Consider the following 12,483-nt stretch of genomic DNA (forward strand, 5'->3'; position numbering starts at 1 on the left):
GGGTCGTCGGGGTCGGCGGGGTCGGCCGCCTCCAGACAGGCCAGGGCCAGCGTGGCGAGGCTCTCCAGGGTGCGCGGGTGGTCGGGGCCGAAGACGTGGGCACGGGCCGCCTGGACGGCCTTCAGGAGGCGGATCGCGGCCTCGTGGTCGCCGCAGTGGGCCAGGGTGTCGGCGAGCTGGACGGCGAGGGAGGGGTGGAGCGAGGCATAGGCCTGGGCGAGGATCTCGACGACCAACGCCGGGTGCAGGGCGTCCCCTTCGGCCCTGCCTGCCGTCAAGTCCGTTGCCACAGCGTCCAGATGAGCCTGGACGACCTCCTCGACCGTGATCGGCAGCGGAAGCGGTCCGGCCGTCAACTCGGCGCGGGACCGCAGGAGTTGGAGCAGGGTGTCCAGGGCTTCTTCGGGACGGCCCGCCTGGGAGAGGGCGTGCGCCAGGGCGGGCAGCTCGTCCAGCGTCCTGCGGTGACCGGCGCCGTACAGGCGGGTGCAGTCGGCGACGAGTTCCCGGGCCAGGTCGACGGAGTGCTCCGCCGAGCCGGTGTCCGCCGTGATCCAGGCCAGGTAGCCGCGCGTCCAGAGGGTCCTCGGGTGTTCCTCCGGGAGGAGGGTCCGGGCACGCTCGGCGAGGTCCGTCCAGATCAGGGCGGCCTGCCGGGGGTCGCCCAGGTCCCGGTGGGAGAGTGCCAGCAGGCTGCGGGATTCGAGGCAGTGGTAGTGCTCCGGGTCGTGTTCCCGCTCGGCGCTCTCCAGCAGGGCGGCCGACTCGCGTACCGCGCGCGCCCGTTCACCGGTCACCCGCAGGTACCAGACCAGGTCGCGGCGAGCAGCGGAGACCTTCCCGTGCTCGGAGCCGTGGACGCGGGTGAGATCCGCCACGAGGTCCGTCTGGAGCGTCAGGCACAGCGCGTGGTGTCCCGCGTAGTCGTGTGCGTAGACGAGCTGTTGACGGGCGTCGAGCGAACGGGCGTCGTCCGGGCCGGACAGCCGGACGACGTCCGCCAGCAGCCGTTCGGCGGCCTCGACGGCCCGCCCCGCCGTGGCGGCGCCCAGCAGGACCCCGACGATCTGGGAGCGCAGGTCGAGGGTGTCGGGGTGCTCGGCGCCCAGCACCCGTTCCTGGTCGTGCAGCAGGGCGTCGAGGTCGCGCAGCGCTCCGGCGCGGTCGTCGGCCCGGTTGCGCCAGCGGGCCACGTTGCGCCGCTCGCGGAAGGTCTGCGGGTGGTCGGCGCCCTGGATACGGGTGCGGTCGGCCACCAGGTCCCGGCCGAGGGCGATGGCCTGCTCGTAGTCCTGCCGCTCGGAGACGGTGAACGCCAGCAGGCGGCGGGCGGCGAGTGTCGTGTCGTGCTCCGGCCCGTGGTACTGCGCGCGTGCGTCCACCAGCGCCTCGTACTCGACGACGGCCCGTTGGAACTGGCACGACAGCCGCCACGCGTTCGCCAGTTGTCCACGGGTGTTGAGCGTGGCGATGTGGTTCCGTCCGCGCACCCTGGACGTGTCGGCGAGCAGCGATTCGGCGAGTTGCGCGGCCCGCAGGTGATGCCCCGCCGCGATGTGCCCGGCGGCCACGTCGTACCGCAGGGACAGCACAGCGGGATGGTCGGGGCCGTCCCGGCGCAGGCGGTCGTCGAGCACGGACTCCAGGATGTCCAGCGACACGCGATGCCGGTCGGCCGCTCGCTGGACCATCGCGAGATCCCGCCGGGACGCCAGGGTGCGCGGGTGCGACGCTCCCCGAAGCTCGGTCCAGGCGGCCACGGCCTGCTCGTACAGGGCCACGGCCCGGTCGTGGTGGCCCGCGCCCGAGTGGGCGTCGGCCAGGTGTTCCAGGGTGAGCAGGCAATCGGGGGCGTCGTCCCCCAGGAGCCGGCGGCGGACGTCGAGCAGCGCGGTGAGATCGGCGATCGCTCCCTCGTGATCCCCCTTGTCCTGCCGGGCCAGCGCCAGGACGCAGCGTGCGCTGAGAGTGCTCGGGGCGTCCGGGCCGAAGAGGCGTTCGCGGTCGGCGAGCCGCCCTTCGTACACCGGGACCGCTTCCTCGTGCTTCCCGGCGGACCGCAGGACCCAGGCCCGCCACTCCTGGACGTTGAGGGTGTCGGGGTGGTCCGCGCCCTGGAGCCGGGTGTGGTCGCGGATGAGCGCGTCGAAGACCTCGCACGCGCGGTCGTGGAGCCCCGCCGAGCGGCATGCGGCGCCGATCCACAGCCTGACCAGGAGCGCGGTGGGGTGGTCGGCACCGTGCAGCCGGGACCAGTCCTCGGCCAGCGGTTCGTAGATCTCCAGGGCGTCGGCGTAGCGGTACTCCTCGACGAGCACGTGCGCCAGCGCGAGACGTACGTCGAGGACTTCCTGGTGGTCCGCCCCGAGGGAGCGTTCCAAGTCCGTGCGCAGCGCGGTGAGTTCCCGGACGGCGCGCGCGTGCAGGCCGGCCGACTGGAAGGTGCGGGCGAGGGCCGTACGGGTGCCGAGGACGCGCGGGTGCTCGGGGCCCAGCGTCTCGGTGCGGTCGGCCAGCACCTCTTCGAACAGGCGGATCGCGGTCCGGTGGTCCGAGGCCGCCCGGTGGGCGAAGGCCAGGTTGGCGCGTGCGGCGAGGGTGTCCGGATGCTGCGCGCCCTGGATGCGCTTCCGGTGTCCGAACAGGGCCTCCCGCTCGCCGATCGCACGCCGGTGGTCGCCGGCCAGCTGGTGGGTGAGGGCCAGCGCACCGCGCGCCCGCAGGGTGTCCCGGTGGTCCTCGCCCCTGACCTGGAGGTAGTCGTCGATCACGGCGGTGTACGCCGCGATCGCCTCGGAGTACTCCTCGCGGAGCTGGTGGATCTCCGCGACGTCGTCCCGGTAGTTGAGGGTGTCCGGATGGTTCGGGCCCTGGGCTCGCGCGCTGTCCTCGGCCAGCGCCCGGAACTCCCGCAGCGCGGCGTCCATGTCCTTCGTGTCGGACAGCGCCCAGCCCAGACGGTGGCGGCTCCCCAGGGTGTCCGGGTGGTCGGCCCCCTGTACGGCGGTACGCTCCGCCACCACCTCCCGGAACAGCACGACCGCACGCCGGGGATCGTTCGCGGTGCGGTGGGCCGAGGCCAGCCACTCGACGCTGGTCAGCGAATCGGGATGGCGGGGGCCGAACGCGCTCCGCCGGTCCGCCACGGACCGCTCGTACAGCTCCAGCGCGGTCCGGTGGTCCCCGGCCTCCAGCAGGGCGTAGGCGAGTGAACTCCGGCTCGCCAGCGTGTCCTTGTGGGTGTCGCCCAGAATCCGCTCACGATCGGCGACCACTTTTCTGAACTCCGCCACGGCCGCCTGACGCCGGCCCGCCGTCTGGAGCGCGTAGGCGAGCCGGTCGCGGCTCCTGAGGGTGTCCTCGTGCTCCTCGCCCTGGATCCGGCGGCGGTCGGCCACGACGGCCGTCAACTCCCGCACGGCCACGACGACTTCGCCCGCCTTGCGGTACGCGTACGCCAACTGCTCCCGGGCCGTCAGGGTTTCCGGCGCGTCCTCGCCACAGGTGCGGATACGGTCCTGGAAGACCGCCCGGCACAGCCGTACGGCGTACGCCTGGTCGCCGGCCCTGGCGTGCAGCCCGGCCAGCCGGTCGCGGGCGGTCAGGGTGACGGCCGCTGTCGCGCCGTGCAGCCGGGTGCTTCCGTCGACGACCATCTCCGCCAACGGGATGGCCAGGAGGGGCTGTTCACGCGCGATCAGCTCGTCCGCGCCCGATCGGTACATCGCCACGGCGGCCTCGCTCGCCCCGCTCGCTCCGGTCGCCGGTCCCGTCTCGGCGAGCGCCCGGATGTGCGGGAGCAGGAGCCGTACCGCCTCCGGGCCGTCGTCCGCCTCCGAGAGGACGGCGGCCAGAGCCGCCTCGGCCAGGTCGCGGGCCCCGGACTCGGCCGCGTCCTGGACGGTACGCCGGACCAGGCGGTGCAGCGTCGGCCCCTCGGGGCCGGGGGTGACCAGGTGGTACGCGGCCAGTGCGGTGAGCGCGGGTCCGGAGCCTGGCAGGTGGTCGCCGAGGCGGGCCACGATCTCGGGCGGCACGGCCTCGGGGGCGTACCAGGCCAGGGCGTGGAGCAGGGGTTCGGCCGAGGGGTGCTCGCCGCTGATCGACCTCAGGCTCGTCTGCCAGATCCGGGTGATCGCCGGGCCGGAGTCGTCGGTGAGGGCCATGGCGGGGCTGATGTGCAACAGGTCGCGGTAGAAGGCGAATCCGACGCCGGTCTCGCGGATGTAGGCCCCCGCCTGGGCCAGGGCGAGGGGCAGGTGGCCGAGGTCGGTGGCGAGCCGGGCGGCCGGTTCGGGAGGCGCCTGACCGGCGGCAGGCTCGGGGGGCGTCAGGCTGGCCGTGCGGTGCAGCAGGTTCACCGCGTCCTCGTGGCCGAGGACGTCCAGGTCGAGTACGGCGGTGTCCTTCGCCCAGCCGTCACGGCAGCGGCTGGTCACCAGTTGGTGGCCGTGGTCCGGTAACCGGCCTATGAACGGGGTCAGTTGCTCGGGGTACTCCACGTTGTCGTACACGACGAGCCAGTCGGCGTGGGTCCGCAGCCAGGTCAGCGCCCACTCGGTGCGTTCCCTCGGGGTGGCGTCGTGCGCCCACCGGGGGTGCAGGCGCAGGGCGAGGTCGGCGAAGCCGGACGCGGTCTGCTCCTCGGCCTCGGCGACGATCCACCACACGAGGCGGTAGCGGTCCAGGCGGTCGTGCGCGAAGCGCAGGGCGAGGGCGGTCTTTCCGATGCCGCCGAGACCGCTGACCGCAGCCGTCTGGGTGACGACGCCGGAGCCGGACCTCAGATGCTCGTCCAGTCGCTCCAGGTCCTGCGCGCGGCCGACGAAAGGGTGCTCGGGCAGTGAGGGGAGGTTGTCCAGCGGGGCGGGCAGGGTGATACGGGCCGCGGCGGCCCGGGCTTCGGGGGACAGCACGGTCGCGTGGCGCTCGGCGTGCGGGTTGCCGCCCTGGTGTGCGCCGCCGATGTCCTGGACAGGAACGGTCGACTCGTCGCGCGGAACGGCGTTCTTCTGTTCCGGTACGACTGTTTCGGTGGCCTGTAACTCCCCTGCGACGGCCATGGTCCCCCCGGAAGTCGCCCGTCGATACGTCAACTGTACTTACGGCGTGGGGAAGTTGTCAGGGGTTGCCGCCGGGTGAGTGGCGGCAACCCCGGGCGCGGTCGTATGTCAGAGCTTGTCCGGCGTCCTGATGCCGAGGAGGGCCATGCCCTGGTGGAGGGTGCGGGCCGTCAGGTCGATCAGGAAGAGGCGGTTCTCCTTCTGGGCGGGGGTGTCCGCCTTCAGGACCGGGCACTGGTCGTAGAACGTCGTGAGGACGCTCGCCAGCTGGTAGAGGTACGCGGCGAGTTTGTGCGGCTCGTAGGAGGCGGCGACCTCCAGGACCGTTTCCGCGAACTGGTCCAGGTGCAGGCCCAACGCCCGTTCGGCGGGGGCGAGTTCGAGGTCCGGGTGCGGGGTGGGGGTCGCGCCGTCCGCCTTGCGGAGGATCGACTGGATACGGGCGTACGCGTACTGGAGGTAGACCGACGTGTCGCCGTTGAGGGAGACCATCTGGTCGAGGTCGAACTTGTAGTCGCGGACGGCCGACGTCGACAGGTCGGCGTACTTGACCGCGCCGATCCCGACGTACCGGCCGTTCTCGACGATCTCCTCCTCCGTGAGACCGACCTTCTCCGCCTTGTCGCGGACGACGGCGGTCGCGCGGTCGACGGCCTCGTCGAGGAGGTCCTCCAGCTTGACCGTCTCGCCCGCACGCGTCTTGAACGGCTTGCCGTCCTTGCCGAGGATCGTGCCGAAGGCGAGCTGGAAGGCGGTGACGTCCTCGCTGAGCCAGCCGGCGCGGCGGGCCGTCTCGAAGACCATCTTGAAGTGCAGGGACTGCCGGGCGTCGACGACGTACAGGAGGGTGTTCGCCTTCAGGTTGAAGACGCGGTCGCGGATCGCGGAGAGGTCGGTCGCGGCGTAGCCGAAGCCGCCGTCCGACTTCTGGACGATCAGGGGGACCGGGTTGCCGTCGGGGCCCTTGATGTCGTCGAAGAAGACGCAGAGGGCGCCCTCGGAGCGGACCGCGACGCCGGACTCCTCCAGCAGGCGGCACGTCTCGTGGAGCATGTCGTTGTAGCCGCTCTCGCCGACGATGTCGGGGTCGCGGACCTCCATGTCCAGCTTCTCGAAGACGGAGAAGAAGTAGATCTTCGACTCGTCGACGAACTTCTGCCAGGAGGCGAGGGTGGCCGGGTCGCCCGCCTGGAGGTCGACGACCCTGCGCCGGGCGCGCGTCTTGAACTCCTCGTCGGAGTCGAAGAGTTTGCGCGCGGTCTTGTAGAGGCGGTCGAGGTTGGACATCGCCTCCTCGCCGCTGATCTCGCCGTCCTTGTGGTCCAGTTCGTGCGGGTGCTCGTCCAAGTACTGGATGAGCATGCCGAATTGGGTGCCCCAGTCGCCGATGTGGTGCCTGCGGACCACGTTCTCGCCGGTGAACTCCAGGAGCTGGACCACCGCGTCGCCGATCACCGCCGAGCGGAGGTGGCCGACGTGCATCTCCTTCGCCACGTTCGGCTGCGCGTAGTCGATGACCGTCGTGCCCGGGTGGGGCGCGTACGGCACGCCGAGGCGGCCGGTGTCGTCCGCGTAGCGCGCCGCGAGGTTCTCGGTGATCGCCCGGTCGGCGATCGTGATGTTGAGGAAGCCGGGGCCGGAGACCTCGATGTCCTTGATGACAGCGGAGCCGGCGTCGGGCGTTGTCAGGTTCGCGACGACCTGCGTCGCCAGTTCGCGCGGGTTGGCCTTCGCCTTCTTCGCCAGCGCGAGGACACCGTTGGCCTGGTAGTCCGCCCGGTCGCTGCGTCGCAGCAGCGGGTCCGCTCCGGCTGCCTCCGGCAGGGTGGCCGAGAGGGCGGACGCGAGGTGCTGCTGGACGGAGTCGCTCAGGGACGTGACCGAGGCCATGGAGTGGGTGCCGTTCTCCTCGTGGGGATGGATATACCCCTCCAGTATCCCATGGGTGGTAAAGCGCTTTTCGGGACGCGAGGGCACCGCCGTAAGGAGCACATAAGCGTTCACTTCGGCCGATGTGTGGGTCTGGTGTACGAATCCAGGCGCCATTGCCTACTGATCAGTTGCGGACTGTCATGTTGACCATGAAGCCCCCCACCAAGAAACTCCGGGCTGCGCTGGTCACGGCCGCTGCCGCCGGACTCGCTCTCGTCACCGCGTCCGGTGCCTCCGCGACCCCCTCGTACGCCTCGTACACCACCCCCTCCTTCGGTTCCGCGCACCGCGTGACCACCGCCGCCGACGGCCAGAAGTTCGACCTCAGGCTCGGCGCGTTCAACACCTCGCTGCCCGCGACGGGCGGGACCGTCGACGTCGCCGGGTACGGGTACAACCGGGCGCAGGGGATCTTCCTGGCCTTCTGTGTCGTACCCAAGGGTGTGGTCGTCGGGCACCCTGAGAGCTACACCACTCTGCCTACGCCCTGTCTCGGCGGGCGGGAGTCGACCGACGGGTCCGCTCGTCGGATCACCGACACGGGTACGGGTACCCCTGGGGTCACCATCCCCTACCAGGAGGGTGGGTCCTTCCTGACGACCCTCAAGCTGAAGCCGGAGATCGCCGACGGGGTCACCTGCGGGGTGAACGGGGTGCAGTGCGCGATCGTGACGCGTGCCGACTTCACTGCTACGGCCGACCGGTCGTACGACCAGTACATCCCGGTGAACTTCGCGCAGTGAACTTCGGCTGAGGTTTCCGCATCTTCATCGGCGTCCCCCTTGCGTACTAACCGGGTACGACCTGGGGGGCGCCGATACCCGTTTTCGTGGTTTGGGTGCCTCCTGGGAGAATGGGACGGTCAGCCGTGATTCCCCGAGGAATCCCAGAACACAGAGGACGTGCCGATCGTGGCTCAGAGCACCGAGACCACCGACTGGGTCTCCCGTTTCGCGGACGAGGTCATCGAGGAGTCGGAGCGTCGAGCCCCCGGTAAACGTGTCGTCGTCGCGTCCGGGCTCTCCCCCTCGGGGCCGATCCACCTCGGCAACCTCCGCGAAGTCATGACCCCCCACCTGGTCGCGGACGAGATCCGCCGCCGGGGACGCGAGGTCCGCCACCTCATCTCCTGGGACGACTACGACCGCTACCGCAAGGTCCCGGCCGGGGTCCCCGGGGTCGACGAGACGTGGGCCGAGCACATCGGCAAGCCGCTGACCTCCGTACCCGCGCCCGCCGGATCGGCGTACCCGAACTGGGCCGAGCACTTCAAGGCGGCCATGGTCGCGGCGCTCGGCGAGCTGGGCGTGGAGTTCGACGGGATCAGCCAGACCGCGCAGTACACCTCCGGGGTCTACCGCGAGCAGGTGCTGCACGCGATGCGCCACCGCGCCGACATCGACGCGATCCTGGAGCAGTACCGGACCAAGAAGGCCCCGGGCAAGCAGTCCCAGAAGCCCGTGGACGAGGCCGAGCTTGAGGCCGCCGAGGGGTCCGGCGCGGCCGGTGAGGACGACGGGTCCGCCGGGTCCGCCGGGTACTTCCCGTACAAGCCGTACTGCGGCAACTGCGAGAAGGACCTCACGACGGTCACCGCGTACGACGACGACAGCACCGAGCTGACGTACACGTGCACCGCGTGCGGGTTCGCCGAGACCGTGCGGCTCAGCGAGTTCAACCGGGGCAAGCTGGTCTGGAAGGTCGACTGGCCGATGCGGTGGGCGTACGAGGGCGTCGTCTTCGAGCCGTCCGGCGTCGACCACTCCTCGCCGGGGTCGTCGTTCCAGGTCGGCGGGCAGATCGTCGGGATCTTCGGCGGCAAGCAGCCGATCGGGCCGATGTACGCGTTCGTCGGGATCTCCGGGATGGCGAAGATGTCGTCCTCCAAGGGCGGGGTGCCGACGCCCGGGGACGCGCTGCGGATCATGGAGCCGCAGCTGCTGCGCTGGTTGTACGCGCGTAGGCGGCCCAACCAGTCGTTCAAGATCGCCTTCGACCAGGAGATCCAGCGGCTGTACGACGAGTGGGACAAGCTGGTTCTCAAGGTGGAGGACGGCTCCGCTCTGCCGGGTGACGTCGCCGCGTACTCGCGGGCCGTCGGTACGGCTGCCGGTGAACTGCCGTCCACCGCGCGGGCGTTGCCGTACCGGACGCTCGCGTCCGTCGCCGACATCACCGCCGGGCACCAGGACCAGGCGCTGCGCATCCTCTCCGAGCTGGACCCGGCTCACCCTCTGGGGGTACTCGACGACGTACGTCCCCGGTACGACAAGGCCGAGGCGTGGATCAACACGCACGTGCCGGCCGACCAGCGGACCATCGTGCGGGCCGAGGCCGACGTCGATCTGCTGAAGTCCCTCGACGAGGCGTCCCAGCAGAGCCTGCGGCTGCTGCTCGACGGGCTCGCCTCGCACTGGTCCCTCGACGGGCTGACCCACCTCGTGTACGGGGTACCCAAGGTGCAGGCCGGGTTCTCCGCCGACGCGACGCCGAAGGAGCTGCCGCCGGAGATCAAGACGGCCCAGCGGACGTTCTTCGCGCTGCTGTACCACCTGCTCGTCGGGCGGGACACGGGGCCTCGGCTGCCTACGCTGCTGCTGGCTGTGGGGCAGGAGCGGGTGCGGGTCCTGCTCGGGGAGTAACCGGGTAGTACTCCGGGGCCAGTTCGCCGGCTCGTGAGAAAGGGAGCCCCCTTTGGTGGGGGCTCCCTTTTCGCTGTGTGCTCGGCTCTCCGATCTCCGCTCTACGCGATGTGGTCGTCCATGACCTCCGCCGTGTGGCGGTTCGTGAAGCGCAGGACCATGCGCTTCGCCTCGGCGTCCGAGAGGGAGATGCCGTGGGCGGTCTCGACGTTGTCGCCGAACTCGCGCGGGGTGGGGTAACTGCCGTCTATCGACTGCTTGAAGACGGTGTAGTACGCCTCCTCGTCCGGCACCGGGGGTTCCGTGCCGCCGCCCTCGCCGAGTTCACGGGTACGGCCGGGGCCCGCCGGGATCGGGAACGTGCCGGTCTCCTCGGGGGAGGGTTCCTCGACCGGGGGCTCCTGCTGGTACTGGGCCTCGTACTGCTCGGCCTGGACCTGCTGGGCGTACCAATCGGCGTACGCGGCCTCGGGGTTGTAGTTGGGGTCGTAGCCGCCCTGGTACTGGACCTCCGCGGGGGCCTTCTGGAACCAGGGGCTCTCTTCGGGGACCGACTCGGGCTGCTCGTCGGGGAGTTGCTGGGGGGTCTGCTGGGCGCCCGGCTGTTGGCTCGGCTGCTGGTCCGGCTGCTGTTCCGTGGCCTGTTTCTGCAACGACGGCTGCTGCGCCGCCTGTTGGGGCTGCGGGCCCGCCTGTGCCGGGAGCTGGAGGCGCTGTTCCTCGGCCGCCGGGGTCAACGAGGCTGCCGTGGCCGGGAGTTCCTCCTGCTGGAGCACCGGCGGGAGCAGGCGCGGCTCTATGCCCGCCGCCGAGAGGCCCGCCGGGGCCGTCTCCGCGAGGGGGACGCCGTACCGGGCCAGGCGCAGCGGCATCAGGGACTCCACCGGGGCCTTGCGGCGCCAGGCGCGGCCGAAGCGGGAGTGCAGGCGGGCCTGGTAGACGAGGCGGTCCTGTTCGAGCTTGATCGCCTGGTCGTAGGACCGCAGCTCCCACAGCTTCATACGGCGCCACAGCAGGAACGTCGGCACCGGCGAGAGCAGCCAGCGCGTCAGGCGCACGCCCTCCATGTGCTTGTCCGCCGTGATGTCCGCCATCCGCCCGATCGCGTGCCGGGCCGCCTCGACGGCGACCACGAACAGCACCGGGATCACCGCGTGCATACCGACGCCGAGCGGATCGGGCCAGGCCGCCGCGCCGTTGAAGGCGATCGTCGCCATCGTCAGCAGCCACGCCGTCTGGCGCAGCAGCGGGAAGGGGATGCGGATCCAGGTCAGGAGGAGGTCCAGGGCCAGCAGGACGCAGATGCCCGCGTCGATGCCGATCGGGAAGACGTAACTGAAGTTCCCGAAGCCCTTCTTGATCGCCAGCTCGCGGACCGCCGCGTAGGAACCGGCGAAGCCGATCCCGGCGATGATCACGGCGCCGGTCACGACCACGCCGATGAGCACGCGGTGCGTCCGGGTCAATTGGATCGGCGCGGCCACCCGTTACTCCCCTTCGCTTTCCTGTCGTTGCGCGCAACAGGGTGGCACATGTGTGCGGCGTACGTGTCGTCGGACCGTCAGCTCTTGGCGGCCGAGGCGGACGCGGACGGGGTGGCGGAAGGCTTCGCCGGCGGGGTCGCCGCAGGTGAACTCGGCTGCGGCGTAACGCTGTTGGCCTTCTTCACCGCCGCAACGACTTCCTTCGCGGTCTGCTGCGCGAGCTTCATCAACTCGGCCGCGTCCGGGGCCTTGTCGCCCGCGAAACCGGCGCCGTTGTAGTCGACCGTGACGACGACGTTCTCGGCGCGCGTCACCACCGTCTGCTGCTTGAAGGCGCCTTCCTTCTTCTTCTGGTCGTAGCTGACGGCCGTCGCCGCGTCGCCGATCCCGGCCGCCGCGCTCGACTTCACGTTCGTCGCGCCCTGCACCGACTTCGCGTCGTTCAGCTGCCGGGCGAAGTAGTCCTGCGCCTGCTTGTCGGCGTCCCCGGCCACGGAGTTGGAGTCGAAACGCAGCAACGAGACGCTGAGCCAGCGGTACTGGGAGCCCTTCACGCCGTTGTCGCTCAGGCTGTCCCAGGTGCAGCCCGAGCGGGTGCCCGCCTCGCCCGACGCCGACTTCTTGCCCGCCTTCGCCTTCGGGACCGTGTCGTCGAGGGTGTCCTCCGACAGGACCTTGCAGGCGTCCGGCAGGGTGCCGTACACCGCCGCCTTCAGCGTGGGGGACGGGGAAGCGTCGTCCGGTGTCGTCGCCGTACCCCCGGAGGACGACTGCTGGGAGTCACCCGCCTTCGCGGCGCTGCCGCCGTCGAACAGCAGCACCGGGAGTGCCCCTGCCGCGAGAGCGCGGTTCAGGCTCCGGGCACGCTTCGTCCGCCGGTCGTGCTGGTCTTCTCGCTGGGCTCGTCGCTGCATGGTTCCTTCACTCATGACGCTTCGTGTTTCCTGCGGTTCGTTCCTGCGGGTCTGAACGGGTCCGAGGGGCCACGGTACGCGGTGAAGAAGCTGTGCGGTCCTCTTTCGATCTCTTCGCGAGCGGGGGTACGGCGGGTGCCGGGGCCGACGGTCAGCCGAGCCTGTCGGCCAGTTGAGCCGCGAGTTTCCGGGCCTTGTCCTGCATTTCCTTGCTGTCCGGGACCGTGCCGAGCGTGGCCGGCTGCTCCTCGTACTGGACCGTCACGATCACGTTGGACGTGCGGAACGCCACAGTCACCGTGCGCTGCTTGGCCGTCGAGCCGGAGCTGGTGAGGGCGTCGTCGACGAACGCCTCGTCGCCGAGGTCGTCCAGGACGCGGGGCTGTACCTCTGCGGTAGGGGTGGTAGGGGAGGGGGAGGGTGATGTGCTCGTGCTCGTGCTCGGGGA

The 12,483-nt window shown here is 70.8% G+C and carries 6 protein-coding genes and 1 pseudogene; 2 read left to right on the forward strand and 5 right to left on the reverse strand.

Annotated features, from left to right (window positions below):
* Both fxsT and argS read right to left on the reverse strand, forming a co-directional pair.
* Positions 1–5,063, reverse strand: a 5,063-nt coding sequence (gene fxsT / locus AOK24_RS14445; protein WP_055720473.1) for an FxSxx-COOH system tetratricopeptide repeat protein, incomplete at its 3' end; no start/stop codon positions are given.
* Between the two features lie 108 nt (positions 5,064–5,171).
* Complete coding sequence (gene argS / locus AOK24_RS14450; RefSeq protein WP_055720474.1) at positions 5,172–6,953, reverse strand: arginine--tRNA ligase; 1,782 nt, start codon at positions 6,951–6,953, stop codon at positions 5,172–5,174.
* A 191-nt stretch (positions 6,954–7,144) separates the two neighbouring features.
* Here argS and AOK24_RS14455 point away from each other — a divergent pair, with 191 nt between their 5' ends.
* On the forward strand, positions 7,145–7,738 hold the full coding sequence (locus AOK24_RS14455) for a hypothetical protein (protein WP_240553904.1): 594 nt from the start codon (positions 7,145–7,147) through the stop codon (positions 7,736–7,738).
* A 159-nt stretch (positions 7,739–7,897) separates the two neighbouring features.
* Complete coding sequence (gene lysS, locus AOK24_RS14460) at positions 7,898–9,637, forward strand: lysine--tRNA ligase (protein WP_055720476.1); 1,740 nt, start codon at positions 7,898–7,900, stop codon at positions 9,635–9,637.
* Between the two features lie 101 nt (positions 9,638–9,738).
* Here lysS and AOK24_RS14465 read toward each other — a convergent pair whose 3' ends face one another.
* From AOK24_RS14465 to AOK24_RS14475, 3 genes and pseudogenes are all read right to left on the reverse strand, one after another.
* Positions 9,739–11,121: a DUF2637 domain-containing protein gene (locus tag AOK24_RS14465; RefSeq protein WP_055720477.1), complete on the reverse strand. Its 1,383-nt coding sequence runs from the start codon at positions 11,119–11,121 to the stop codon at positions 9,739–9,741.
* A 77-nt stretch (positions 11,122–11,198) separates the two neighbouring features.
* Positions 11,199–12,050, reverse strand: coding sequence for a DUF3558 domain-containing protein (locus AOK24_RS14470; protein WP_167376835.1), 852 nt, complete (start codon positions 12,048–12,050; stop codon positions 11,199–11,201).
* 136 nt (positions 12,051–12,186) lie between these two features.
* Positions 12,187–12,483, reverse strand: a pseudogene (locus AOK24_RS14475) (DUF3558 domain-containing protein); the annotation flags it as partial.

Source organism: Streptomyces niveiscabiei, assembly GCF_001419795.1.
Taxonomy (GTDB): domain Bacteria; phylum Actinomycetota; class Actinomycetes; order Streptomycetales; family Streptomycetaceae; genus Streptomyces; species Streptomyces niveiscabiei.